The organism is Streptomyces sp. NPDC047085 (assembly GCF_040643735.1).
Taxonomy (GTDB): domain Bacteria; phylum Actinomycetota; class Actinomycetes; order Streptomycetales; family Streptomycetaceae; genus Streptomyces.
On the sequence record NZ_JBEYUW010000019.1, the window covers coordinates 73,697 to 97,377 of the forward strand.

Here is a 23,681-nt window from a genome sequence, read left to right on the forward strand (position 1 = left end):
GAACGGACGGCGATGTTCACCACTTCGGGAGGCGCCACTGCCCGCCTCTCTTCGATTGCGGCCGTGCCGAAGAGCGAATGCCGGCGCCCTTGCCAGTCGGCTAGGCTGTTTCGTTCGGATCTTGCGAGGCTTGTCATACTTCTCGAATGGAGATGCAAGCCGTGGAGGCGGCGCGGCGTTGGCTAGCTGATCAGGGTGTCCGCCAGGTGTGACGGCTCGATCCGCGCCCAATGCGCGTCAGTCAACGGCACATCCAGACCAACGATCAGATGATCCGAACGAAACTGCCTAGAAGAGACCCGCGCGCATGTGGTGCGTGAGGTTCTCCAGGATCTCGCGCAGCCACGGGCTGCGGACGGCCGGCAACCGGACCAGCGTGTGCTGGAAAGTTCCCGGGTCGGCCCGAAACAGGTGGTGGGGACGCGGCGCGGGCGGGTCGTCGCGGAGCACGCCGTCTGGCATGGTTCCTGACGTGGGGAGGTGGAGGTGTTGCTCGGGGAAGGCCATCGACATCCACACCCCGAACGGCAGCGGCACCGGGTATGCCGATGCCGTCGGGCCGGCCGGGCTCCAGAGTTCCCCCGTCTGTGGGTGGGTCGGCACGATGACTATGTCGACGTCCGTATCGGGGGCTGGCAGTCCGGGTCCGGCCAGGACGGCGCGCCGCGCCGGCTGGACCGCGGGCAGCAGGGCGTCGAGGCTGCGTTGGAATACTTCCGCGACCAGTCCGTGGGGGACAGCCACCGGCCGGCCGTCCGAGGCGGCCAGCAGGTGGGCCAGCGCCCGGCCGGCTGCCGCCTCCCATTGCGGGCTCCATGACCACCAGTGGTCCAGTCCGAGCAGCGAGCCCCATCTGGTGATCGGCACGCTCGGGGGTGTGGCCTTCCCCTCCACCAAGAGTTCCGCCCAGGAGAGGATTGCGGTGTCGGCGTCGACGCGGAGGCGGTGCACGGCGTCCGGCGCGAGCCAGACCGCCTGCCAGAGTGAGCAGTCGTCGATGCGGTTCGCCACGGGCAGGCCGCACGCCTCGCAAGCCATGTTGGGGCCGTCACCCCAGTCGAGGCCGCAGCAGTAGCCGCCGGCTTGCTCCGGAACGAGCACGGTGCCTCGGGTGTCCCCCGGTGCGATGACGATGGCGCGGGGTGGGCCGTCGGACAGGGCGTGGACCGGAGCGTGGATGCCTCGGGCTGCCGCCTCGCCTGGATCGATCTCCTCCCCCCTCCGCCACGGGTGCCCCCAGGGCCCCGGTTCGACGGCGAACGTGCCCGACTCCATGAGAACCGGGAGCTGAATCCCGTTCCCGTACTTCTGATGGGCGTGGGCCGGGAGCTCTACCTGGGACAGCGGGGTGGTCAGCCTGGCGCCACACCCAGCACACACGAAAACGAACAAATATCCTCCGATGGAGAAACGCAGGGCATCCTCGCAGCACCGCGCCGGACGGGCCAACGTGTTTTTTCTTCCACCGCACGGAACCGTGCACCGTCACGATGGGAAGCGTCACCGTTCGAATCATCGATGTGCCGAGTGCCTCCCGAAGTGGTGAACACCTGCTGCCCGTTCTCGGGCTCTGGCACAACTTCTGTGGTGGGCCGTCGCTGCTCAGCCGCCCAGTCCGGACGGCCGAGAAGGGGCACGTCGGCGAGGGCGTGCCGGCCCAAGGACGAACAAACACAGCGCCGCTTCACAGAAGTTGAGCCAGAGCCCGTTCTCGTAGACAAAGCCACCACCGAACTGCAGGCCGATCAACCTCTCGTACTCGGTCTCCCCTCCCGTGCCGGGGACCTGCCCTTGCCCGAGGTGTCCGCCCCGGAGGGCGAGCTGGATGAGCAGCCGGCCAGCAGTAGACGCACAGCACCGATGACACGGCACGGTGTGATCCGCATGACAACCGCTCATAGACGGGTGGAGAGCTGGGTACATTCCCCGCCGTACGGCGGCCTGCGCACGGATCGGCGCGGAGGTGCGCCGACAAGCGGGCGAGAAGGCATGCAGCCATCAGAGCTTCCGGCGCTTCACGCACGGATGCAGCCCTGTATAGGCGGCCAGATCAGATTCTCCACGGGCGGCCGCTTAGCGGGGAGCCGTCTGGCCGTGATTGTCACGATGAGTATCGATACTGCGCGCTGCCGGCCGGCCCATGCCGCCCTGGACTGCGTGGAGTTCTACTGGACCGCGGCGGGTCACGTATTGCAGCAGGAGGCTGGGCGGGGCAGGACGGGGACTCCACGGCGACAGCAGTGGTGGCCTGCTGCGGCGGACGCCGACCCACCACCATGGAGTCGGCCTCATCGGGGTCCGTGCCGACGGCTCCAAGGAGCTGGTCGCGCTCAAGGACGGTTACCGTGAGTCGGGCGAGTCGTGGGCCGACCTGCTGCGCGACTGCGCCCGCCGGGGCATGCGTGCCCCGGTCCTCGCGGTCGGAGACGGTGCCCTGGGCTTCTGGAAGGCCCTCGCGGAGGTGTTCCCTGGCACCCGTGAGCAGAGGTGCTGGGTTCACAAAACAGCCAACGTCCTCGACTCCATGCCGAAGTCCGCGCAGCCCGGCGCGAAGAAGGCCATCCAGGACATCTACAACGCCGAGGACCGTGACCACGCGGCACGAGCGATCGAGACATTCGAGAAGCTCTACGGTGCGAAGTTCCCCAAGGCGGTCAAAAAGATCATCGATGACCAGGACCAGCTGCTGGCGTTCTACGACTTTCCGGCCGAGCACTGGATCCACCTGCGCACCACGAACCCCATCGAGTCGACCTTCTCCACCGTCCGGCTGCGGACCAAGGCCGCCCGCGGCGCCGGCTCCCGCATTGCCGCCCTGGCCATGGTCTTCAAGCTCGTTGAGTCCGCCGAGCAGCGGTGGCGGGCCGTGAACGCGCCCCACCTCGTCGCCCTCGTCCGCGCCGGAGCCCGCTTCGAGGGCGGCCGCCTTGTCGAACGCCCCGAGGCCCTCGCGGCCTGATCGAAGCCGCGAGGAGCGGGCCGGCCGCCAGGCGCGGGACTACTCCACGCGGGATGGCTGCCCGGTACTGGCGCGCAAGGCTTGCGTGAACCACGCGAACACCGGAGTCAGGCTGGGCGGGACGGGCCATCCGTTGATGACTGCGAGCAGGTGCCAGTAGCGTTCCGCGCGGGGGTCGCCGGCGATCTCCAGGCGCCTCAGCAGCCAGTGGCGCAGGTCGGCGTCGTCGGCACGGCTGAAGGTCTGCGCATAGCGGGCGGTGAGAGCGTCGATGACGGGTGCGGCCTCGGCGGAGGCCGGGGTGATGCCGGCATCGATCGCGCGGCCGACGCTGTCCCGGACGGTCTCGGTGAGGTCGTGGTGCAAGCCGGTGTGGTCGCCTTGGGCGCGCTCGGCGGCCTGGTACTGCGCCATGCGGCGCACGGCCGCGCGGAAGTCGGGATCCTGGGTGAGCTCGGCGAGTTCCACCCAGGCGTCGACCTGCTCGGGGTCGGGGTCGTCCGGCAGTTCTGGCATGGCCGAGCGCATCATGTCCACGAAGTCGGCGTTGGCGTCGAGTCCGCCGAACGTATCGTCGATGAAATCGGTGATCAGGCGCCGGCGTTCGTCGTCGGAAAGCTTGGCGAGCTTGTGCATGAGGTCCATCTCCTCGGGGCTGGAGCCGCGTTTGGCCACCGCGCGCAACACAGCGCGCCGCAGTCGCAGAGTGCGGATCTGCACCTCCAGGGCATCGGCGTGTGCGGCCGCGACCTCGGGCACCGAGACCTCCCGGTCCAGCACCTGCCGGATGACGGCAAGGTCGAGTCCCAGGTCACGCAGGGTGCGCACCAGATCCAGACGCGTGAGCGCGCCGATGTCGTAGAGCCGGTAGCCAGCCGGGCTGCGGTCTGTCGGCGGCACGATCCCGGTGTCGGAGTAGAACCGGATGGTCTTGACCGTCAGCCCGGTCCGCCGGGCCAGGTCACCGATCGTGAAGAGTGTGTCGCCGTCCATGCCCTCACTCTCGCGCCTCCCCTTACGGGAGACTCAAGCCTCCCTCTCCCCGCTGGTTCACCAATCCACAGGTATTGACAATTACTCCCGCTTCGCGGCTTCCGTAATCACGCCCTCCAGCAGGGCCTCGAAAACCCCAGCATCCCTCCACTGCCGGAAGCGGTTGTGGACAGTCGACCAGGCGCCGAACTCCTGCGGCATCTCCCGCCACTGGCCGCCCGTCCGAAACCGCCAGATCACGCCCTCGAACTGCCGGCGCAGCCGCTCGGGGTACGGGCCGTACTCACCGATCGGCAGGTACGGCTCAATGAACTCCCACTCGGCGTCTGTCAGTTGTACTCGCGTCGCACACCAAGATCTGCCGGATCAGGCACGACCGCGAGGGCACATCCCGCAAGCTGATCACAACCCGATACCCGTCCTAGAGCCTCGCACCCCGCCACGACGTCCGGGTGCACCCGCAGCGCCATTCGGATCCGAGGGCTGACCCTCATCAGGAGTTGTTCCATCGCGGACTCCTGCGGCAGGGAAGGGACCGGCTCCGGCCAGACTTCGGCAGGACCTGTTTCCCGGGAGCACCGCGGCGAGTCCGGCTTCTGCATCCAGCACTGCGTCCAGGCGATTCACCATGGTGTCGTGGCTGGACTGAAGCAGAACCTCCCGCAGACCAGCCCCTTCCGCCCGAACTCCAGCGCTGGGCCCGCAAGCAGAGCATCCTCTGGCACCAACTCCAGCCGTCGGCGGGGTCTGCGGCTGTTGGGGATCTACAGGTCGAACTCAAGGTGCTCGATGTCGGTGAAGCGGACCTCATCCAATTGGCCGGCGCGACGGGCGTTGTCCTGGAAGTACACCTCCTTGAGTGCGTCGGCGGCGATCTGCTGGAGCTGCTGGTCGCTGGCGCCCTGCTCCTGGGCGTCGAAGAGGCGGGCGGCGTACTGCGGCGGCAGCGCGACGGTGAGGTGACGGAGCCGGTCTTCGTCCGTCGTGCCGATCGGCGCGGTGTAGCCGATCGGGGCGCGGGTGTCGATGACGATGCCGCCGGTGGTCGCAGCCTTCTGCCACGCCTTGGCCCGGATCTGTGGCTGCCGGCGCTTTTTCACCTCGTTCTCCAGGCGGGCAGCGAGGTCCGGACGGGGCCTTTTAATCTGGTCTTTGACGTATCGCTCTACGGTGCGCTGGGAGATGCGCAGCATCTGGGCGACCGGCTTGGTGGCCTGGATTCGTGACCAGCTGCGGCGCCGGATCCGCACGAACCTCGGCCGGTGCCCCTATCCCGTGACCCTGATCGTTGACTCGCCGTCGGTGAAAGCCGCCGACACCGTCTCGAAAGCCACCCGCGGCTACGACGCCGGGAAGAAAATCAACGGCCGCAAGAGACACATCGCCGTCGACACCAAGGGCCTACCCGTGATGATCATGGTGACCCGCGCGGACATGACGGACCGCGATGCCGCCCGCGAAATGCAACGTCCGCGACTACGAACGCCTCCCGCAACATGGCGAAGCCCACCTGACCTGGTCTCTCAGCACCCTGATGACCCGACGCCTGACCCGAACCCCGGCAGCCCAGAGGGCTGCCGGACGACGCTGACCACGCACCGAGGCAACCCGGGTATCTCGCTGCTCCCGTCCGATCAGGGCGAGAGCAGGCGATTCCTATTCCCCGCTGTCCCGTATGGCCTTTTCGAGGAGCGTGAACGACTTGGGCGTACCGCCGGGCTGCGGCTTGCCCTCCTTGTGCCCGACAACCTGGTAGCCGGCGTTGAGGTAGTAAGCGTTCAGGCGTGCGTTGCCGGCCAGGCAGTCCAGCCGCACCAGCTCTCGGCCTGCCTCAGCCACGCGGCGCTCCGCGGCTCGCAGAAGCTGCCGACCTGTCCCGGACGGGACACGGCTGTGGTCCACCATCAGCCGGTGCACATAGCCGGCGGTCGGCGGTTGCGGCCCCCAGGCGTCCTCGTCCTCCCACCACAGCTCCCAGGCCCCGACCATACGATCGGCAGCCTCCGCGACCCACACCTCCCCGCTCTCCATGACGCGGCGGAAGTGGTCCCCGCCCAGCTCACCAGGCTGCCACTGACCAGTGACGCCCTGGGCAAGCATCCAGCGGGCAGCGTCGTCGCGCAGACGCACCACAGTCGCAACGTCGGCGTCGTCAGCGAGACGGAAGCGTAGATCGTTCACGCCGCGATCTTCGCACAGGCGTCCGCACCTGCATCGGCCGGCCGCAAGGAAGCTCCGCGTGTTCATCGACATCCCGAGCGAACTCGAAGCCGCTCTGATCGACTGTCCTCTCCCGCCCTGGGAACTGGACGGCTCGTTCCTGACGCAGCCATCTCGGCTCGGAGGTGAAACCGAGCAGGACCTGCGTCACCGGTTCGGCGTCGCTCAGCCGCGGCGCGATCCCGATCTTCGGCCGCCACGGAGCGAGCTGCGGAGCAGCCCTCAGCAAGTGCGGTAGCCGGGGGGTGTCCAATTCGGTCGTCATACACTGACGTTGGACGCCTTCGCCGCGGCTCCGCAGGAAGAACGAGGGACTATCACGGTCCGGAGCTGACGGGAACACTCGGATTGGTCGTGTCGAAGTAGACCGTGTCCGTGCCTGGATCGAGATAGAACGCGCCGATGTACGTCCCAGCCGTCATGTCATGGTCGAAGGAATCACTCCGAACCCACCGTGCATCCTTGGGTAGGAACTCAACGAGTTTCTCGGGAAGTTGAGTTGGTACCTCTGGCTGAAAGCCCCGCTGCGACGTCCCCGTGATGGCGGCACCGGCACCCGCTCTCAGCTGGGCGGTTCCCACGACGCGCACATCGGTGGGGCCCGGAACGGACCCCCGCGAATCGGTGCCCAGTGCGATGCCGAGCCAGTGCGCACCTGATAGCGGGCCGAGTCCAGCGAACCTACGTTCCAGAGGCTCCAGGTCGGTGCGGACCCTGGCGCCATCTGCGCTCTTCGTATGTGCCGTACACGCCGCAAGCAGCGTCACCGCTCCGAGTGCGAGCGTCCCCCGGCGTCCGAGACCCGCCATGCCACCCACAGGCCGCCCTCCCCAAAGCCCCCACATCTCATGCCTGATCGTAGCCGTCAGCTCGCTGCTCTCACCCCTTGGAATTGATCATCTAGCCTCGATCCCTCATGAGGGTCCGTCAGCTTGCTGACTGACCCTTTGTGGTGAGTGCTGGTGGGGGTTTTTGGAGTCTGGGCAGGTTGAGCGCCCGACTGTCGCGTCGGGTGTGCGCCGGGTTCCACGGCTCCGGTCGGGGTGGGTGCTGCTCGCGGGGACGGAACACTGCTGGTCAGCCGGGGTTCGGGAGGGCGTGGAGCCGGTCCAGGGCATCGGTGATCACGTCGGTCCAGGGCCAGTGCCTGGCGAGGCGGAGGTAGCGGCGGCGGCCGGTGGTGACAAGTTGAGCGGCGGTGGAGAACAGCTGAAGCCTCAGGCGGCGGGGCTCCCAGAGCCGGGCGGCGCCGGTCAGGGCGAGCAGGGGCATCCAGGCGAGCAGGTCGAGTGCGATCTGGATGATCTCCAGCCAGATCTGGTTCTGTGCTGTGTCGTGGAGGGGGAGGTTGCGCAGGCCGGTGGCGCGGGCGGCGCGGATGCGGTCCTCGGCCCGGGCCCGCTGGCGGTGGCGCAGTTCGAGGGCGGTGATCACCTCGCCGACAGTGTTGGTGGCGAAGCAGGTCAACCGCATGCCGTCGGCGTCGGTGAAGCGCAGCTGGGCGCCGGGGTGCGGCCGTTCCTTTCGCACGATCAGCCGTAGCCCCTTCGGCCAGCCGGTCAGGCAGTCGCCGGCGAGCTCGGCGACCCAGGCACCGTCGCGGATGTCCCCGTCGGGTTCCGTGGCCGGTGTCCAGGCCGAGGCCGGGACCTTCAGGACGGCCTGGTGGACGGCGTCGGTGATGGTCATGCCGACCGAGTACGACAGCCACCTTCCGCGCTGGGCGAGCCAGGCGACGAACTCGTGGGTGCCGCCGCCGGAGTCGGTACGGATCAGCGTCTGCCGGCCGCGCCGGAGCCGTTTGGGCAGCTGGGCCAGGGCCAGCCTGGTGGCCTCGATGTGGTCCGCGGCGGTGTTGGAGCCCGCGTTACCGGGCCGTAGCATGCCCACGACCGGCTCACCGGACCCGCCGCGGCCGTGGTCGACGAACCCCATCAGCGGGTGGTGGCCGAACGTCTTCTTCCAGGTCGCGGCGGCGTCCCTTTCTCGGAGTGCGCCAGAACGAGGACGCCGTCGATGTCCACGATCAGCTACCCGTCGGTGTCCGGTGCTGTGTCACCGGCCAACCGCAATACGTGTTCGCGTACTTCGGCGCGGGCGGTGCGCAGCGCGGCCAGGACCCGATGTCCGCCCGACGCCAGCTTGCTGATCAGCTGGGATGCCGTCGGGTCGGAGGCCACCGGCCCGAACACGGCCGGTTCGGCCCGCAGCATGCCCACATCAGCCAGGCAGTCCCCGCCCAGTGCCACCGCGAGCGCCACATCCAGCAGGATCTTGCCCGGATCGTGCACCGCTCGCGGCTTGCGCCACGGCGTCAGGGCCGCCGATATCGCCTCATCCAGACCGGACTTGCGGACCGTCTCGATCAGCAGCACCGCACCGGCCTGCGAGACCACTCCACGACCGTCGCCCTCAACACGGACGCGCGGGTAGGACCCGCTACTCTTCTTCACCCGAGGATGCACTTTCCTGACAGCGAACCGGACCCTGGACGAGTCCCATTGTCCAGATCAGACGTGCTCCTCGTTCATTTTCGTGGCCTCCAAAGCAACCGCCCACGACTTCACACGGAGAAGCCGGATGACCGCCCAGGCCCCCGCAGGGCTCGCTGGCCAAGCAGAGTCCAGCCCGGACCGGTGGTCACTCGGATTTGTGTTGGCCGCGAATGTCATCTCGATCGCCGGGAACTCCCTGGCCGGTATCGGCGTGCCCTGGTTCGTACTGCAGACCACCGGCAGCGCCGCCAAGGCGGGTCTGGTGGCCTTCTGGGGAATGCTGCCACTGGTCGTGTCGGCACTCGTCGGCGGACCGGTGATCGACCGGATCGGACGTCTGCGGGCATCGGTGATATCCGACCTTGTGTGCGGAGCCGCGATCGCAACGATTCCGTTTCTGCACTACGGCGGGGTACTGCGCTTCTGGGAACTGTGCGCGCTGATGGCGGTGAACGGACTGTTCCACGCCCCCGGAGAGACCGCCCGAAACGTCCTCACACCCGATCTCGCCACCCGCGCTCGGATGCCCCTCACGCGGGCCACAAGCCTGTACACGGGAGCCTCGCGTGGGGCACGGATGCTCGGCGCGTCACTCGGGGGCATCCTGATCGCGCTGCTGGGCGCGGAGTCCGTGCTGCTCCTGGACGCCGCGACCTTCGGTATCTCGGCACTGCTCATCGGACTCGGGGTACGTGGAATCCCCGCCGCCGGGCCAGTACGGGATTCACCAAGGGTAAGCCTGCGGACGTACCGGTCCGAGCTGTGCGAAGGGTTGGCCTTCTTGATCCGTGCACGCCTGCTGCTCGCTCTCACCCTCGTCCTGCTGGTCACCAACGGTCTGGACCAGGGATGGAGCGCGGTACTGCTGCCCGTGCACGCAACACGCGATCTGGGCGGCTCGGTCGATCTGGGACTTCTCGCCGGCCTGTTCTCCGCAGGCGCGCTCGGCGGATCGCTGCTCTACGCAGCACTGGGACACAGACTGCCCCGCTGGCCGGTGTTCACCCTGTGCTTCATCCTGAGTGGATTCCCACGCATGCTGGTAGCCGCCTTCGCCCCCGGCCTCGCGCCCTTGGCCGTGACACTGGTTCTCGCCGGTATCGGTGCCGGGGTACTCAACCCGATCCTGTCGACACTGCTGTATGAGACCGTGCCAAATGCTCTCCGTAGCCGCGTGATGGGTGTCCTGGCGGCCGGGGTGCTGCTGGCGACACCACTCGGCGGGCTCATCTGCGGATATCTGGTGGACAGAGCAGGTTTGACGACGGCGCTCCTGGCCTTCGGGGTGACATACCTGATGGTGACGATCTGTCCCATGGTCTTCCCGTCCTGGCGCCACATGGACCACCGGGCAAACCCCGATACTCCTCAACAGCCTGCCCGGCTCCCGTAACGAGCCCGCACAGCTTTCCCCACAGTCACCTGCGAAGTGCTCTGTTCAGAGGGCGTCGAGGACCTTCGGCTGACGTCACCCCTTGCAGGTCAGGAGCCACTCTTCATGGGTCCAGCGCCCGCTGGACAACAGACATGGCGAAAGACCGAGGCTAGGCCGGGGCCAGGCAGAGTGGGAGCTGGTCGGGCAGGTCGAGGAGGAGACCGGTCTGCATGAAGGGCGGTCTGCGCACCGCGCCCACGGCGCGGTGGGTGGGCGACATCGGTCGGCGATCACCCGTAGAGCGAGTGGGCTTTTGGGCTGTTGCCTTTGAAGCGCTGGCCCATGGCGATCTCCTCGCCCACTACCGACCAGAGGGTCTCGTCGTCCTGGAAGGGGAGCGGGTCGATGTTGCTCGTCTCCTCACGGATGCGATCGACCTCGCCGTCCAGGCGCTCGAAGTCGGCTTCCTCGTCGCCGTCGCTGCCGCTGAACGTGAACTCTTCGAGCAGCCGCTGGAACCGGAGGGTGACCTGGACGAGGGAGGAGACGTCCGTGTGGAGTTCCTGCACGGTCTCCTCGTCGGGGTCGAAGGCGTACACCTTGCCGGATACGGGGTCGAGGGCGAGGTGCGCGTTGAGCAGCCAGCCGATGACGGGCCAGTCACCCGCGTCTTTTGAGGCGTCCTCGAAGTTCTCGGCGTCGACGACGTCTTGGACGAGGGGCAGCAGGCCGTCGGCCTCGTCGGGCTGACGCAGCCAGAGAGTCCCGGTGGGGACGCCGACGGTCTGCAGGAGGCGGGCGCCCTCGGTGTCCGCGGTGGAGGGCGGGAAGGCGGTGGCGGGCAGGGTCGCGATCCGGTTCTTGCCGAAGATGTCGGCGAGTTCGCTGCGGGTGACGTCGAAAAGCACTGCCGGAACTCCGAACTCCGCGGCGGCATTGGCGCCGTGGGACTTTCAGTGGATGGAAGCGGTTACAACAACAGCGTTGCGGATCGAGGCGCTTCCGGCGACTGCGATTCCGCCCCGCCCGCTCACCGGCCTCGCAATGGTCCCGTCAGGTTGCGTCTCGAACGTGCACGAGCAGCAGGTCGAACTCGGGGCCGTCTGGCGTGTTGCGGTACGGGTCGGCGTACTTGTAGCCGAGCCGGGCGTAGAGGTCTTGGCCCCGCTGGTTCGAGGGGAGCGCGAGCAGTGAGGACCAGCGCGGGTTGACGGCTTGGAGCAGGGCCGTGTGCAGCCGGGTGCCGATGCCCTGGGACTGCCACGGCGGCCGGACGAAGCCCCGGAACGTTGAACCGCGCGCGGCTCTGTCATGACTTCGACGCCGAGCACCACTGGGACCTGCCCTCAGGCTCCTCGGTCGACAGGCTGTTCCTGCTGCCCGGCTGTCTCGAAGTAGAGATCACCTTCGCCCGGGAAGCCGGGTTGGCCCGCTCGGCCCCACATGGTGCACCGTCTTCGGCCAGACCGCGCAGCGCGCCGAAGGGCAACCACCCAACCACGAGCATCAGGTCGGCCTGGCCTGGCATTGGAAGCCGTTGTCGTACCGGTCATGGTGGGCATCGGTTCGGACCGGCGCGACTCGATCGGGTGGTCTCCGGCTGGTGTGCATGAAGGCAGGGGCTTCTGATCGGCTCGGGGTTTTCGAGGCTCGAGTCCCGCAGGTCCGGGCAGGCGACTACCCGGCGGTTGTTGTTCTGGGAGCTGGGTCCGGTGGTGTGCCCACGAGCTTGCGAAGGAAGCGGTCGACCTGGTCCTCCAGCGGGGGCCAGTGCTGGTCGGGTTGGTTGACCCGCATGGAAACCGCGCCGTGCACGGCGGCGCGCAGGTCGAGGGCCACCATGGCGGCGTCGTCCGTGGGAGCCAGGCCGGCGTCCATGCATCTTTGGACCGCGGCCGTGGTCGTGCGCCCGAGTTCTTCCTTGAAGCGCATGTCCGCGCGCTGGTTGAGGGTGCTCTCGTGCAGCACCTTGTAGAGCCCCGGGTGGTCGTGTGCCCAGGCCCCGAGTACGAGGGTCCGGGCGCGCAGCTGGGCGACGGGGCCGTCTTCGGTGAGTTCGGCCTGCTGCACGGCGAGCATCAGGTCCTGGTGGCAGCGCTCCAGCGCGGCCAGGACGAGTGCATCGCGGTCGGGGAAATGGAGGTACACCGACGTCGCGGCGACGTTGATCTCCCGGGCGACGGCCCGGAGGGACAGAGCCTGGTCGTCACCGAGCTCGTCGAGCATGCGGAGCGTGGCGGCGACGACCTCCTCGCGGAGACGTTCGCCCTGGCCCCGGGGATTGCGCCCGCGCGTCTGCCGTTTGCTCGGTGATTTGGAATCCACAGTGATCGATTGTATCTGCACGACCGTTGCCCTACAGTCGTAGCGCTACAGCTGTTCACTTACTAGGGGGAGCCATGCCGAGCGCACGACACGAAGAGAACAAGCAGACTGTCCTGGCCTTCTACCAGGCCGCGATCAACGAGAAGGACCACGACGCGGCCTCGAAGCTGCTCCGTCACAGCTACATACAGCACAACCCCCGGATCGCCGACGGCCTGGAGGGCTTCCGGGAGTTCGTTGAAACCCTCAAGGCGGACTTCCCCCACCTCCGCGCCGAGGTGAAACGGATCTTCGCCGAGGGCGACTACGTGATCGCCCACGTCCACGGCGTCCGGGTGCCGGGCGGCCCCGAAACCGCGATCGTCGACATCTTCCGCCTGGAGGACGGTCGGATTGCCGAACACTGGGACGTCATGCAGCAGATCCCCGAGGAGGCGCGGAACCAGAACGGCATGTTCTGACAAGCCACCGGCCTCGGCCGGGTGATCCCGCGGCCGCCCCGGCATGAGAACAGGGCCTCCTGCACAGCTCGCCGGTATTCGAGTCCAGCCGGGCAACAGGAGGCCCTGTGCCGCGGTCTTCCGCTCCTGCACCGACGACGTCCGACTCGGCAGCATGATCGTGTGATTGCCTCGCGCACCGGTTCGGTGATGCGGGCGACCGTCCGGGCGCGAGCCGCGGTACCTGTCGTACATGCCGGATGCCGAGTGGGTCGTGGTGTGCGGCGTGATGCCGGTGCCGGCATGGCTGGACCGCGGCGGGCAGCCGGAGGGCTACTGCCACCGGCAGATGATGGACGCTGTCCGGTCCGGTCATCGAGCTCCACCCGTGCAGGGCCGTTGGTGTCCGACTGCGTCTTCAAGTCCCGTCAGCCAGTGCGCCGGTCGACGACCTCAATCTCCAGAGCCGGCCAGATCATGCCCAAGCGCGCAAGGTCACCCGCCGTCGGCAAAGTCACTGAACCCAACGACTCGTCCAGCTTGAAGTGGACCAGCGTGCCTGTTGTGCCGTCGACCTCAACGGGCTCAAGGTCGGTCACGGGGATGCCGCGTTCGTAGCGCTGAGCCCAGGCCCCGTTCAGGCGACGGTTGGTATGGACGAGCCACTCGCTGAGCGCTGCCACCACGGACATACCGCGCCGCGCATGCCCGTCGGGCAGCACTTCCGCCTCTGGGAAATCGAAGAACCGGAGGTCCTTCGACGCCATGACCGGCTTCCGCACACTCCGTCCGTGCTCGTCCACCCGGGTGTCCGTTCCCCGACCGTCATCCCCAACGGACAGCGAGCCGTCAGGATGCAGAATGACGACACATCGTCCCCCGCCCTGGCACGACGCTTCGTCTGCGGCGTAGGCGACTACCTCAAGAACGAGATGCCAGGGTCCACCCGGAGTGAACTCCGCCTGGCTCTGCCGGATACGCGCCAGGGCCAAGTGGGACGCCGACGCCGTCCGCGACGACCCGCGCGACTACGTGGCCGTGCACCTGCACGACGACCAGGCGGTACTCGTGGTCGACGAGACCAAGGGCCTGGCCGGACTGGACCAGCACCAGGTCCGCCGTTACGGGTCAAGCCGAGATGGGAGCCCCCGGGCCGGGACCGTGAGGTCACGGTCCCGGTGTCGCGTCCGAATGGAAGCCGCTTCTTTGGTGTCGGTGGCCAGGGGCCTCTCGAGCTCGCCGTTCAGTCGGCGGAGCTCTCGTTGAGGACTGAGGCGAGGCCGTCGAGGAGGCGTTGGAGGCCGAACTCGAAGAGGGCGTCGAGGTCGAGGTCGTAACCGGCCGTGGCGAGGCGGGAGAGCGCGGGGAACCGGCCAGTGGCCAGAATCGCCAGGAGCGTGGGCTCCTGGGTGTCCATCCACTCTTCACTGTCGAGGCCGCTGTGCGCCTCGGCTTCCCGCTCTGTCTCCAGGTTGACGGCGATTCCACGGGCGTAGTTGAGCAGCATGAGGTGCGCGGTGAAGGCGGACTGCAGGTCGAGTCCGTGCGCGTGCAGGGTGGCGAGCATCCACTCGCTGTACGGCAGTGCCGAGTTGATCATCTGAGGGCGGGTCACCGACAGGGCCGGCGCGAGCCATGGGTGGCGGCGGAACAGGCCCCAGAGCTGCCGGGCCGCCAGCTCGATCGCCTCGCGCCAGCCCTCCGGCGGGTCTGCGGGCAACGGGTGCTCCGCGATGACGGTGTCCATCATGCGCGTCAGCAGGTCGTCCTTGTCAGCCACGTGCCGGTACAGCGACATGGTCGCCACCCCGAGCTCGGCGGCCACCCGGCGCATCGAGACCGCGGCCAGCCCTTCTGTATCGGCGACCATGACGGCGGCGGCGACGATCCGTCCGAGTGTGAGCGCCGCCTGGCCCGATGACACATCAGACGGCCTGCCCGGGCGTGAGGCGGCCGCGGAGCGGGCGGTGCGCACCGGGCGGCCCGGGGCCTCCACGACTGTCCCGACGCCGGGGACGGCACGGACCATGCCCTCGCGGCGCAGCTCGGTGAGCACCTTGGTCGCGGTCGCCATCGCGACGCCCCACTGCTTGGTGATCTCTCGGGTCGAGGGCACGCGATCGCCCGGCGCCAGTTCGCCCGTCTCGATCCGCCGCCGCAGTTCGGCGACGATCTGGCTGTAGCGCGGCACTGCCTCTCCGCCCACCGACACCCCTCCGCACTAGTGCACCTGGATGGGTGCCATCCTAGCCGTCGCCGCCGGGCGATCCCCGCGTACGAGCACCTTCCCGTCTCATCGCACTAGTGCAGTGCTACCCAAAACCTCATGCTGTAAAGGGATTTCATGCTTGCGCACCACTCGCGTACGGCGTACGTTCACGTCATGCTGAACAACGAGATACTCATCTGTGGTGCTGGCATCGCAGGGCCCGCGCTGGCGTACTGGCTACGCAAGGGAGGCTTCACGGTCACGATCGTGGAGCGCGCGCCGGAACCCCGGCCCGGGGGGCAGACCGTGGATCTGCGCGGCGCCGGCCGCACCGTGATCGAGCGGATGGGCCTGATGGACCGGGCCAGGGCGGAGAGCGTGGACCAACGCGGCCTCGCCCTCGTCGACGCCTCTGGCCGGACCACCGCGCGGGTACCCGCGGACAGCTTCGGCGGCGAGGGGATCGTCTCCGAGATCGAGATCCTCCGCGGCGACCTCGCCCGTCTGCTGTACGAGGCCAGCCTGCCGGACACGGAGTACCTGTTCGACGACACCGTCACCGGGATCGATCAGGACGCGGACGGGGCCACCGTCACCTTCGAGAAAGCCGCGCCGCGCCGGTTCGGGCTGGTCGTCGGCGCGGACGGGCCGCACTCCGTGGTGCGCGCGCTGGCCTTCGGCCCGGAGCGGGACTTCGTCCACCCGCTCGGCCTCTACACGGCCTGGTTCACCGCCCTCGACGACCTGGACCTCGACGGCTGGTTCCTGATGCACAACGCGCCCGGCGGCCTGGTCGCCTCCGCCCGGCCAGGCCGCGTCCCCGGCGAGATCAAGGCCGGCCTCAGCTTCCGCTCGCCACCGCTCGCCTACGACCGCCGCGACGTCGCCGCCCAAAAGGAGCTCGTAGCCCGGCGTTTCGCCCACGTCGGCTGGGAGACCCCACGCTTGCTGCGGGCGATGCGCACCGCCCCGGACTTCTTCTTCGACTCCATGGGCCAGGTCCGCCTCGACCGCTGGTCGCGCGGCCGTGTAGCGCTGCTGGGCGACGCCGGATACTGCGCGACCCCGCTGACCGGCCTGGGGACCAGCCTGGCCCTGGTCGGCGCATACGTCCTGGCCGGTGAGCTCGCCGCTGCCAGGGGCGACCACCGCATCGCCTTCCGCCGCCACGACGAGGTGATGCGCCCCTACGTGAGCCAGGCCCAGCAGCTCCCGCCGGGCGGCGCCTCGGGATTCGCACCGTCGGGCCGGCTCGGCATCCGCCTGCGGGACCTCTCCATGCGGTCGATGACCCGCTGGCCGATGCGGAACCTGCTCGCCGCGCAGTTCGCCAAGGCCGGGAACATCGCACTGCCGGAATACAGTCTCGCCGCGGACACACGGTGAGCGGCCCCAACCACGAGTCAGCGAACGTACAGACAGGATCGGGCGCACACCAGGCGGCCTCGACGCGCCCCACACGAACGGGCAACGCTTCCCGTCCCCTTCTGAGACAGTTGCCGCGTGGTTCGCAGTAGGTCGTTCAGGCGCTTCCGCCTGGGTTCCAGCGAGACAGGGGGACGCCTGAGACATGCGAACTGTTCCTAACGGCGGCCACCTTGAGCCGACCGATGCCACGCTGGTCGAGGCGGCGGTGCGCGAGCTGACGCAGGAGACCGGCATCGGTCCCAGCCAGGTCTCCGTCGTCTCGGCGACTCCCGTCTACGTCGAGCACGGCAAGGTGCCGGCCCCAGAAGGACGAGCCGGAGCACCACCACCTGGACATCGGTACGCCTTCACGACGGCCCGCGGCGAGGTCGGGCGCATCCAGGAGTCCGAGGTGACCGGCACCGGCTGGTACCCGTTGGAGCTGGCCGAGCGGGTCGTCGGGAACCGCATCGCGCGAGCGGTCAGCACACCGGCTCAGGCCAGCTTACCTGGTATGCTCGACAACCGTGACACGACGCCCTTGCCAGGCTGGCTGAATGACCTCGCTAACAGCGGGCTGGCCACTCTCACCGGCCTCGCCCGAGCCCTGCGCGAAGACCAGCATGCCGTCGCCCAAGGAATCACCACCCCTCACAACTCCGGGGTCAACGAAGGCCGCATTACCGATGTCAAGCTGCAGAAACGTCTGATGGCCGGCCGCGCCGGTGTCTCACTTCTCCGCCACCGCGTCGTCCTCATCGCCCACCTGGGCCGACGCTACGCGAACTGATCGAGCACCCTCCCGCGCTCGGCAACGCTCCCTGAAATCTGACGCCATGGTTTACATCCTCACGGATGCCCGCCTCGGCGGGGGCTGTCAGCCGTGGATGTCAGAATCGGCGGCATGACTCTGTGCGACTACTTCGCCGCCGCTGACGACCACGCGGCGGCCGCCGTGGCTCAGGCGCCCGGCGGCCCGGCTCAGGCCGCACTCGACGCGGTATCTCTGAAGGGCATCGACCCGGTGGTCGCCATGGCCCAACTGGAAGGGATCGCGACCGGCTGCAGCTATGAGGAAGCCGGCCAGCGCCCGCGGTCCGGACAGTTGCTGTCTCCACCGGAAGCCGACGGCCCCTTCGTGTTCAGCCTGTCGGACTCCCTGATCGAGGCACTCGTCACTGCGACACCGGATGACCTCGTGCGGTTCGCCGAGCCATGGTCCAGGACCGAGGAACTCCAGCAGAGCAAGATCGATGCCGAGACCGCGGCCAGTGTTCTGAAAGCCCTGGCCGGCTTGGCCTCTCGCGCTCAGGCGAGCCGCATGGGTCTGTATTGCTGGTGGTCACTGTGACTCAGCGGCGTCTCTTGCCAGAGCCACGTTCGCTTGTACGCCGACACGCTCCCACCTGAGCGAGATCGATGATCGAGTCGTCGACCCAGATGAACGGGCGTGCTGCCGCTGCTTGGACGAGGGCTCGGGTCTTCCAGGTCGGCGCGCCGGCCTCACACTCCTCTGCGTCGCCGAGCTCATGAGTCTGCTCGCGCTCGGCGACGCCCGACGGTTGCGGCGGTCAGGCCGTATGGGAGCGGGTCGAGGTGATCACGACGGATGTGTAGGGCATGGTGGCGTGTCCGCCGAGCTTGTCGATCGCGGTTCCGGCGCTGTCCAGGACCTCCGCCATTTTGTCTGCGGGGAGTTGGGTGAGACCGCCGAAGGTGGGGAGCTGGTCGAGCCACTCCTGTCGGGAGTAGGTGCGCTCCCAGGTGAAGCGCCACTGTTCCGGCTCGCTGAAGGTGCCGGTCTGCCGGATCCCGTCGGCGATTTTCGCGAACAGTGGCTGGTATGCGTCCACGGCCGATCCTCTCAGCAGGCCGGGGTTGAACGGGGAATCGGGGGCGACCCGTTGGAGGGCTTCGGCGAGGGCGTCGATCACCTCGGCCGGGAGCTGGGGGACGTGGTGGAAGGGAGCGAGTCGGCCGCCGGGCCGGAGCACCTGGGCCGCCTTGGCCGCGCCGACGACGGGGTCCACCCAGTGCCAGGCGGTGCCTGCGATGACCGCGTCGAACTGCCGCCCGGCCGGCTGCCAGTCCTCGAACCTGGCGACCTCGACTTCGACGCGGCTGCGTCGCGCAAAGGCGGCCATCCGCTCGTCGGGCTCGACACCGAGCACCGTGCAGCCGGCCGCCTGGAATTGCCGGGCCTCGATGCCGGTCCCGGCTCCGACGTCGAGGACGTGCCGACCGGGGCTTGCCGCGACGATCCTGTCCACCAGGGCCTCGGGATACGGCGGTCGGGCGCGGTCGTAGCGTTCGGCGTCCACGCCGAACGACTCGGCCGTCTGCCGGTGGCGATGGGGCTCGGGCCCGGACTTGTCCGGCTGTCCCTGCGATAAAGTGGGCATGCGCCCACACTAATGGGCGGTTGCCCACTTGTTAAGTCGGGGGCGCGGAAAGGAAGACAATGCCGTCAGGGGTGCACATCCACAACGTGCGCGGCCAGTTGTTCGAAGCCGCCGAGCGCGTCCTGCTCCGGGACGGGCCCGACGCCTTGACCAGCCGGGCGGTCACGGAGGAGGCGAACTGCGCCAAGGGCGTGCTGCACCGGCACTTCACCGACTTCGACGCTTTCCTGGCGGAACTGGTCCTCGACCGCGTCCGCGGCATCGAGGACCGAACCACGACTCTGCGTGCCGCCGCCGGCACCGGGAGCGTGGTGGACAACCTCGCCGACGCCCTGCAGGATCTGTTCGGGCCCGTCACGGTGGCAATCATCGCGCTCATCACTTTCCGCGACGGCCTCCGCGCCCGACTGCGTGAGGCCGGTCTGACCGGCATCCCACTGGCCATGCAAGGCATCGCCATGATCGCCGCATACCTCACCGCCGAGCGGGAGTCGGGGCGCCTGGCCGCTGACGCCGACATCGACACACTCGCCCCCACCCTCGTCGGGGCCGGGCACCTGCTGTTCGCCGACCGGACAAGCGCCCCGCCGCAGACCACCGCCATCCGCAAGATGGTGACCACCGTCATCGCCGGTGCCTTGCGACCACCCCAGCCGTGACCTGAGCGCCTCGGTCGCACGTCGCCCCGTCCGCCCCTGCCCGGGTCTGGTAGACCTCCACCTCTGATCTTGCAGGGTGTCCCCGCCTTTAGGCGGGGAGGGAATGCATCCTCGGACCGGAGCCGCGCAGCGGCGGAGTTCACTTCGGAACATGCTCTGACCTGCACATTTCTGATATGATCAGCCCAACTGTCGAGGTATGGAAGGGGTGTTGGGTTCGTGTCGCGTTTCCGCATGTACCCGACGCCTCAGCAGGAAGAGCAGATGCTCTTGCACTGCGCGCACGCCCGGTACGTGTGGAACCTGGCCGTGGAACAGCACGCGCACTGGCGCCGGTGGCGCAAGCCCGCGCCCGGTTTCGCGGAGCAGTGCCGCCAGCTCACCGAGGCCCGGCGGGAGAACGAGTGGCTGGCCGCCGGTAACGCGGACGTGCAGCAGCAGGCGCTGAAGGACTTCGCCAAGGCCAAGAACGCCCGCTTCACCTCCGGGTTCGGTGAGCCGACCTGGCGCAAGAGGTTCCGGCACGAAGGCTTTCGCGTCATCGGCACCGACCGCGTACCCGAGTACAACGAGGACGGCACGCCGAAGCTGAACGCCAAGGGCAAGCAGGTGATGGGCCGGTCCGTGGTCGTGCAGAAACTCAACCGCAGGTGGGCGCAGGTCAAGGTGCCCGGCTGCGGATGGGTCCGCTTCCGCCTCAGCGTCAAGGACAAAGGCGCGCAGCTCCCTGACGCGAAGACGTTCCGCGTCACCTACCGCAACGGTCAGTGGCACGCCAACGTTCGCGGTCATCCCCGCACCGACGCCCGCGCCCGGCACGGGTGAGGTCATCGGTATCGACCGAGGCGTGAAGATCACCGCAGCCCTGTCGGACGGCCGGGTACTGAACTGCCCCCACCTCACCGTCAAAGAGCGGGCACAGATCCGCAAGCACCAGCGGCGGGCAGCACGCGCCCCCAAGGGCAGTGGGGAGAAGACGGCCGAATACGCCAAGGTCGCCAAGCTGAAGGCGCGTGAGGCGAACCGGCGTAAGGACTGGTGCGAGAAGACCTCAACGATGCTCGCCCGGTCGTACGACCTGATCCGCTTCGAGAAGCTGAACATCAAGAACATGACCGCCTCCGCCAAGGGGACAGTCGAGGAACCCGGCAAGCGCGTACGGCAGAAGGCCGGACTGAACCGGGCGATCCTCGCCCAGGGCTGGGGGCTGCTGCGTCAGCGCACGGAGCACAAGGCCCCCGGCCGGATCGAGGACGTTCCCGCCCCGTACACCTCCCTGCGATGCAGTGCCTGCGGATGGATCGACAAAAACTCGCGCAAGAGCCAAGCCGAGTTCGTCTGCTCCTTCTGCGGCTTCACCTGCAACGCGGACGTCAATGCAGCAACCAACGTCGCGGCAGGACAGGGCGGGATTCCCCGCCCCCGGCGCTCAGCCGGTGCCGGAGGGGTGACAACGGCCACCGGCCGTTCGAGCGCCCGTGAACCTCAGCCCAACTGGGTTGGAATCCCCCTCTTTTAAGAGGGGGAGGATGTCAAGCGAGGGCACCTGCCAGACGCGGGCACCGGCTGTCAGTGACGGTCAGTATCGTGTTGTGCACGGGCACGCACTGGCCCAAGCCCGCCTGAGCCCATGACTGTTGGCCGTTGAGGCGAAGGTACGCGGGACCTAAGGGTCCAGGCGTGTCAGTGCGAGGCACACCGCCGATGCAGCGGGCCGGATGCGGTGAGGATCGGCGATGCGATTCCACGTAGACCGCGATGGCGGACACCCTTGGAGAGCTTCGGTCTCCTCGCCGCGGGTGCCGCTGCCGACGCGGGCGAGGATGGCGGCGTATCGATCCGGCCCGGGGTCTGGCCACATCGTTCAGAGGCGGCAGCTGATCTCCATGCCGTCCTCGACAGGGAAGGTCACGCTCTGGTAGCCGTTCGCGGGGTCGCGTACGTAGTCGAGATACGGACGAAGGCTGCTCAGGTCGATGTCGTCGGCCACGACGAGTGTGCCGGGCTGCAAGCGCGGTTCGAGGAGCCGCAGTACGGGCAGGCACAGGTCCTTCCAGCCGTCCAGGAGGACGAAGTCCGCGGGGCCGTCGAGGCTGCGGAGGGTGTCGCGGGCGTCCCCCTCCAGCACCGTGATGAGGTCGTCCAGACCTGTCTCGGCGAAGGTACTGCAGGCTGCGGCGATCTTGCCTTTGCTGAGCTCCGTGGTGACGACTCGTCCGGCACCGTTGTCCCGTAGGGCCGCGGCCAGGTACAGGGTGGAGATCCCGAAGGACATGCCGAACTCGACGACCGTGGCCGGCCGGACGGCTCGGACCAGGTTGTAGAGCAGTTCTCCGCCCGCGGCGGAGATCGGCATGTAGATCTCCGCCACGGCATCGGCATGCTGCTGGGGCGTCAGCGGCGCGAACCCGCCGGGCAGTTCCGCGCTGATGCGGGCGGCTGCGGCCTCGTCCTGCTCGGCTCGCTCGAACATGCGGCTGAGGGCCGCCTGGACCCGGGGGTCGGCGAGTGTGTGAGTGAATGTCATGGGCGCTAGAGTAGACGCAACGTTGCGTCCTTTCTAGAGGGAATATGCTCAAGGAGGGAGGGTGAGAGAGGGCGAGATGGCACCTGCGACACACGCTGCCGAGGCAAGCAGCACTGGCGGATCGGGACAGCGTCACCACGGCAACCGGCACGGACGCAGCGAACAGGCCCGGCTGGCGGTACTGGAGGCCGCCGACGACCTGCTCGTCGAGAAGGGTTTCGCCGGTGTCACCATGGAGGGCATCGCCGCCCGGGCCGGTGTGGCCAAGCAGACCATCTACCGCTGGTGGAACTCCAAGACCGACGTTCTGATTGATGCCTTCCTCCAGGATGCGACCGAGGACCTGACCCCGCCCGATTCCGGCGACATCGGCCTCGACCTGGGTGAGTATCTGCGCCGCCTGGCCTTGTTCCTCAGCGAATCCGACGCCGGCGCCGTCTTCAAGGCGCTGATCGCCCAGGCGCAGCACGACCCGGTGTTCGCCCAGGACTTCCGTTCCAGATGTCTCGACGCGCAACGCCGCCGCGACCGCCTGCCACTGGAACGAGCCGTGGACAGGGGCCAGCTCCCTGCCGACCTCGATGTGGCGGCCGAGACAGACCAGCTCGTGGGCCCTCTCTACTACCGCGCGCTGGTGACCGACGGGCCGATCGGCCACGGATTCACCGACAGGCTCGTCGACGCATTCCTCCGCCGACATGGGCTGCCGAGGCCGGCGAGGCCTTGAGCACGCGTGGCCCGGTGCGCGGGTGGGCGAGACGACCGCGGCTGCGGTTTGTCGCCGCCACATTCTCTTTCCGCAGGTCACGGGATCATGAAGCAGGATGATGTGCACCGGGGCGGGTGGGTCGAGCACGAGCCGACCGGACGCGCAGTGGTGCAGTGCACCTGTGGCCTCGATAGCGACATCGTGGCGGAGACCCAGGCAGTGCAGGTCGCCGACGATCACCGCCGGACTGCCGCGGAAGCCCGCAGCGCCATGGGCTCCTCCGCTGGAGCCGGTGCGGATTGTGCTGACGCGGGCAATGAGCTCGCCATCTTGAAGTGGCTGGTCAGCGGGGTGGCGTCACCCCGTTTCGGAGTGCTCGTGCTGGTCGTGGGCGGCAGTCTGTGGTGTAGATCGTCTGGCAGGGCGGTTTTGCCGATGCGTTACTGACCTTTGCGGGGTGTTGTCGTCGGGGGCTGACGATGTGTGATCGTCGCGGTATGCCGGTTGTGTGAGATATCCGCAGGGTGGTGGGCTGACGCCTGAACGGCAGGCGTTTCGCGAGCGGATCCGGCTGGAGGCTGCGGAGCGATTCCCCGCGGGTGCCTCCAGCACCGAGGTCGCCAAGGACTTACGGGTGAGTGTGCGCTCGGTGCAGCGCTGGCGCCGGGCCTGGCGCGACGCCGGAACCGAGAGACTGCGCTCTGCCGGTCCCGTGTCACGGCCCAAGCTGAGTGTGGCCCCGTGGCGTCCCCCCCTGCCGGGCTGAGTGGTGGTCTGTGAGCTCGTGGTGGCTGCTGGTGGTGTTGCTGGGCGAGAAAGCAGTTCCGTGGCCCGGCGCGAAGGTCCTGCGATTTCCACCCCGGTCGCAGAGACCTTCACGCGGAATAGTCCTCGCAGTCGCGGGGCGTCGCGGGAGTACGCACTCGCTGCCGCCCGCCGGTGTGAGCCGCGCTTCCGCCCA

At 68.2% G+C, this 23,681-nt stretch carries 23 protein-coding genes and 4 pseudogenes; 14 read left to right on the forward strand and 13 right to left on the reverse strand.

Annotated elements, in window-relative coordinates; genetic code table 11:
- Positions 1-288: 288 nt before the first annotated feature.
- On the reverse strand, positions 289-1,392 hold the full coding sequence (locus ABZ865_RS39460) for a hypothetical protein (RefSeq protein WP_361241490.1): 1,104 nt from the start codon (positions 1,390-1,392) through the stop codon (positions 289-291).
- An 889-nt stretch (positions 1,393-2,281) separates the two neighbouring features.
- Between ABZ865_RS39460 and ABZ865_RS39465 the strand changes: the two are divergent.
- A pseudogene (locus ABZ865_RS39465) lies at positions 2,282-2,959 on the forward strand (IS256 family transposase); the annotation flags it as partial.
- Positions 2,960-2,998: 39 nt separating this feature from the next.
- Here ABZ865_RS39465 and ABZ865_RS39470 read toward each other — a convergent pair.
- From ABZ865_RS39470 to ABZ865_RS39480, 3 genes and pseudogenes are all read right to left on the reverse strand, one after another.
- Complete coding sequence (locus ABZ865_RS39470; protein ID WP_361241493.1) at positions 2,999-3,952, reverse strand: MerR family transcriptional regulator; 954 nt, start codon at positions 3,950-3,952, stop codon at positions 2,999-3,001.
- 84 nt (positions 3,953-4,036) lie between these two features.
- Positions 4,037-4,285, reverse strand: a pseudogene (locus tag ABZ865_RS39475) (transposase); the annotation flags it as partial.
- A 431-nt stretch (positions 4,286-4,716) separates the two neighbouring features.
- Positions 4,717-5,196: an XRE family transcriptional regulator gene (locus tag ABZ865_RS39480; RefSeq protein ID WP_361241643.1), complete on the reverse strand. Its 480-nt coding sequence runs from the start codon at positions 5,194-5,196 to the stop codon at positions 4,717-4,719.
- Between the two features lie 37 nt (positions 5,197-5,233).
- Here ABZ865_RS39480 and ABZ865_RS39485 point away from each other — a divergent pair.
- Positions 5,234-5,416: pseudogene (locus tag ABZ865_RS39485) on the forward strand (transposase); the annotation flags it as partial.
- 192 nt (positions 5,417-5,608) lie between these two features.
- Here the strand turns inward: ABZ865_RS39485 and ABZ865_RS39490 are convergent.
- A complete protein-coding gene (locus ABZ865_RS39490; protein ID WP_361241496.1) occupies positions 5,609-6,133 on the reverse strand; it encodes a GNAT family N-acetyltransferase in 525 nt (174 codons plus the stop codon).
- Between the two features lie 58 nt (positions 6,134-6,191).
- On the opposite strand from ABZ865_RS39490, the gene ABZ865_RS39495 reads away from it, so the two are divergent.
- The gene (locus ABZ865_RS39495) at positions 6,192-6,410 is read left to right on the forward strand and encodes a hypothetical protein (RefSeq protein WP_361241498.1); all 219 of its coding nucleotides are present in this window, start codon (positions 6,192-6,194) and stop codon (positions 6,408-6,410) included.
- 839 nt (positions 6,411-7,249) lie between these two features.
- Here ABZ865_RS39495 and ABZ865_RS39500 read toward each other — a convergent pair.
- Positions 7,250-8,625: pseudogene (locus tag ABZ865_RS39500) on the reverse strand (IS1380 family transposase).
- 127 nt (positions 8,626-8,752) lie between these two features.
- Here ABZ865_RS39500 and ABZ865_RS39505 point away from each other — a divergent pair.
- Positions 8,753-10,060: an MFS transporter gene (locus tag ABZ865_RS39505; protein ID WP_361241501.1), complete on the forward strand. Its 1,308-nt coding sequence runs from the start codon at positions 8,753-8,755 to the stop codon at positions 10,058-10,060.
- Positions 10,061-10,332: 272 nt separating this feature from the next.
- On the opposite strand, the gene ABZ865_RS39510 is transcribed toward ABZ865_RS39505, so the two are convergent.
- The 3 genes from ABZ865_RS39510 to ABZ865_RS39520 form a co-directional block, all read right to left on the reverse strand.
- Positions 10,333-10,950 carry an SUKH-4 family immunity protein gene (locus ABZ865_RS39510; RefSeq protein WP_361241504.1) on the reverse strand — a complete coding sequence of 206 codons (618 nt, stop codon included), beginning with the start codon at positions 10,948-10,950 and terminating at the stop codon, positions 10,333-10,335.
- A 145-nt stretch (positions 10,951-11,095) separates the two neighbouring features.
- Complete coding sequence (locus tag ABZ865_RS39515) at positions 11,096-11,392, reverse strand: GNAT family N-acetyltransferase (RefSeq protein ID WP_361241646.1); 297 nt, start codon at positions 11,390-11,392, stop codon at positions 11,096-11,098.
- 327 nt (positions 11,393-11,719) lie between these two features.
- Positions 11,720-12,367: a TetR/AcrR family transcriptional regulator gene (locus ABZ865_RS39520; protein ID WP_361241507.1), complete on the reverse strand. Its 648-nt coding sequence runs from the start codon at positions 12,365-12,367 to the stop codon at positions 11,720-11,722.
- Positions 12,368-12,441: 74 nt separating this feature from the next.
- On the opposite strand from ABZ865_RS39520, the gene ABZ865_RS39525 reads away from it, so the two are divergent.
- Positions 12,442-12,828, forward strand: coding sequence for an ester cyclase (locus ABZ865_RS39525; RefSeq protein ID WP_361241510.1), 387 nt, complete (start codon positions 12,442-12,444; stop codon positions 12,826-12,828).
- Positions 12,829-13,235: 407 nt separating this feature from the next.
- On the opposite strand, the gene ABZ865_RS39530 is transcribed toward ABZ865_RS39525, so the two are convergent.
- Both ABZ865_RS39530 and ABZ865_RS39535 read right to left on the reverse strand, forming a co-directional pair.
- Complete coding sequence (locus ABZ865_RS39530) at positions 13,236-13,574, reverse strand: hypothetical protein (protein WP_361241512.1); 339 nt, start codon at positions 13,572-13,574, stop codon at positions 13,236-13,238.
- Positions 13,575-14,050: 476 nt separating this feature from the next.
- Positions 14,051-15,013 (reverse strand): TetR/AcrR family transcriptional regulator C-terminal domain-containing protein, encoded by a 963-nt coding sequence (locus ABZ865_RS39535; RefSeq protein WP_361241515.1) that lies wholly within the window; start codon positions 15,011-15,013, stop codon positions 14,051-14,053.
- Between the two features lie 177 nt (positions 15,014-15,190).
- On the opposite strand from ABZ865_RS39535, the gene ABZ865_RS39540 reads away from it, so the two are divergent.
- The 3 genes from ABZ865_RS39540 to ABZ865_RS39550 all read left to right on the forward strand — a co-directional run bounded on the left by ABZ865_RS39540 (position 15,191) and on the right by ABZ865_RS39550 (position 17,774).
- Complete coding sequence (locus tag ABZ865_RS39540) at positions 15,191-16,402, forward strand: FAD-dependent monooxygenase (protein WP_361241518.1); 1,212 nt, start codon at positions 15,191-15,193, stop codon at positions 16,400-16,402.
- Between the two features lie 184 nt (positions 16,403-16,586).
- On the forward strand, positions 16,587-17,213 hold the full coding sequence (locus tag ABZ865_RS39545) for an NUDIX domain-containing protein (protein WP_361241521.1): 627 nt from the start codon (positions 16,587-16,589) through the stop codon (positions 17,211-17,213).
- A gap of 114 nt (positions 17,214-17,327) precedes the next feature.
- Positions 17,328-17,774: a hypothetical protein gene (locus ABZ865_RS39550; RefSeq protein ID WP_361241524.1), complete on the forward strand. Its 447-nt coding sequence runs from the start codon at positions 17,328-17,330 to the stop codon at positions 17,772-17,774.
- A 220-nt stretch (positions 17,775-17,994) separates the two neighbouring features.
- Here ABZ865_RS39550 and ABZ865_RS39555 read toward each other — a convergent pair whose 3' ends face one another.
- Positions 17,995-18,825: a class I SAM-dependent methyltransferase gene (locus tag ABZ865_RS39555; protein ID WP_361241527.1), complete on the reverse strand. Its 831-nt coding sequence runs from the start codon at positions 18,823-18,825 to the stop codon at positions 17,995-17,997.
- A 59-nt stretch (positions 18,826-18,884) separates the two neighbouring features.
- On the opposite strand from ABZ865_RS39555, the gene ABZ865_RS39560 reads away from it, so the two are divergent.
- The 3 genes from ABZ865_RS39560 to ABZ865_RS39570 all read left to right on the forward strand — a co-directional run bounded on the left by ABZ865_RS39560 (position 18,885) and on the right by ABZ865_RS39570 (position 21,003).
- Positions 18,885-19,484 (forward strand): helix-turn-helix domain-containing protein, encoded by a 600-nt coding sequence (locus ABZ865_RS39560; RefSeq protein ID WP_361241530.1) that lies wholly within the window; start codon positions 18,885-18,887, stop codon positions 19,482-19,484.
- 234 nt (positions 19,485-19,718) lie between these two features.
- The gene (locus ABZ865_RS39565; protein ID WP_361241533.1) at positions 19,719-20,309 is read left to right on the forward strand and encodes a helix-turn-helix domain-containing protein; all 591 of its coding nucleotides are present in this window, start codon (positions 19,719-19,721) and stop codon (positions 20,307-20,309) included.
- 22 nt (positions 20,310-20,331) lie between these two features.
- A complete protein-coding gene (locus ABZ865_RS39570) occupies positions 20,332-21,003 on the forward strand; it encodes a transposase (protein ID WP_361241536.1) in 672 nt (223 codons plus the stop codon).
- A gap of 345 nt (positions 21,004-21,348) precedes the next feature.
- On the opposite strand, the gene ABZ865_RS39575 is transcribed toward ABZ865_RS39570, so the two are convergent.
- Complete coding sequence (locus ABZ865_RS39575; RefSeq protein WP_361241539.1) at positions 21,349-22,011, reverse strand: class I SAM-dependent methyltransferase; 663 nt, start codon at positions 22,009-22,011, stop codon at positions 21,349-21,351.
- A gap of 76 nt (positions 22,012-22,087) precedes the next feature.
- Here ABZ865_RS39575 and ABZ865_RS39580 point away from each other — a divergent pair, with 76 nt between their 5' ends.
- From ABZ865_RS39580 to ABZ865_RS39590, 3 genes are all read left to right on the forward strand, one after another.
- Positions 22,088-22,738: a TetR/AcrR family transcriptional regulator gene (locus ABZ865_RS39580; protein WP_361241649.1), complete on the forward strand. Its 651-nt coding sequence runs from the start codon at positions 22,088-22,090 to the stop codon at positions 22,736-22,738.
- Positions 22,739-22,825: 87 nt separating this feature from the next.
- A complete protein-coding gene (locus ABZ865_RS39585) occupies positions 22,826-23,167 on the forward strand; it encodes a hypothetical protein (protein ID WP_361241542.1) in 342 nt (113 codons plus the stop codon).
- A gap of 61 nt (positions 23,168-23,228) precedes the next feature.
- On the forward strand, positions 23,229-23,486 hold the full coding sequence (locus ABZ865_RS39590; protein WP_361241545.1) for a helix-turn-helix domain-containing protein: 258 nt from the start codon (positions 23,229-23,231) through the stop codon (positions 23,484-23,486).
- Positions 23,487-23,681 lie beyond the last annotated feature (195 nt).

Bases quoted from the DNA above. Each gene is read 5' to 3' on its own strand.
- ABZ865_RS39470 (WP_361241493.1), bottom strand. From the start codon at position 3,952: ATGGACGGCGACACACTCTTCACGATCGGTGACCTGGCCCGGCGGACC.
- ABZ865_RS39505 (WP_361241501.1), top strand. From the start codon at position 8,753: ATGACCGCCCAGGCCCCCGCAGGGCTCGCTGGCCAAGCAGAGTCCAGC.
- ABZ865_RS39525 (WP_361241510.1), top strand. From the start codon at position 12,442: ATGCCGAGCGCACGACACGAAGAGAACAAGCAGACTGTCCTGGCCTTC.
- ABZ865_RS39530 (WP_361241512.1), bottom strand. From the start codon at position 13,574: ATGGCGTCGAAGGACCTCCGGTTCTTCGATTTCCCAGAGGCGGAAGTG.
- ABZ865_RS39540 (WP_361241518.1), top strand. From the start codon at position 15,191: ATGCTGAACAACGAGATACTCATCTGTGGTGCTGGCATCGCAGGGCCC.
- ABZ865_RS39545 (WP_361241521.1), top strand. From the start codon at position 16,587: ATGCGAACTGTTCCTAACGGCGGCCACCTTGAGCCGACCGATGCCACG.
- ABZ865_RS39550 (WP_361241524.1), top strand. From the start codon at position 17,328: ATGACTCTGTGCGACTACTTCGCCGCCGCTGACGACCACGCGGCGGCC.
- ABZ865_RS39555 (WP_361241527.1), bottom strand. From the start codon at position 18,825: ATGCCCACTTTATCGCAGGGACAGCCGGACAAGTCCGGGCCCGAGCCC.
- ABZ865_RS39560 (WP_361241530.1), top strand. From the start codon at position 18,885: ATGCCGTCAGGGGTGCACATCCACAACGTGCGCGGCCAGTTGTTCGAA.
- ABZ865_RS39565 (WP_361241533.1), top strand. From the start codon at position 19,719: ATGTACCCGACGCCTCAGCAGGAAGAGCAGATGCTCTTGCACTGCGCG.
- ABZ865_RS39575 (WP_361241539.1), bottom strand. From the start codon at position 22,011: ATGACATTCACTCACACACTCGCCGACCCCCGGGTCCAGGCGGCCCTC.
- ABZ865_RS39580 (WP_361241649.1), top strand. From the start codon at position 22,088: ATGGCACCTGCGACACACGCTGCCGAGGCAAGCAGCACTGGCGGATCG.
- ABZ865_RS39585 (WP_361241542.1), top strand. From the start codon at position 22,826: ATGAAGCAGGATGATGTGCACCGGGGCGGGTGGGTCGAGCACGAGCCG.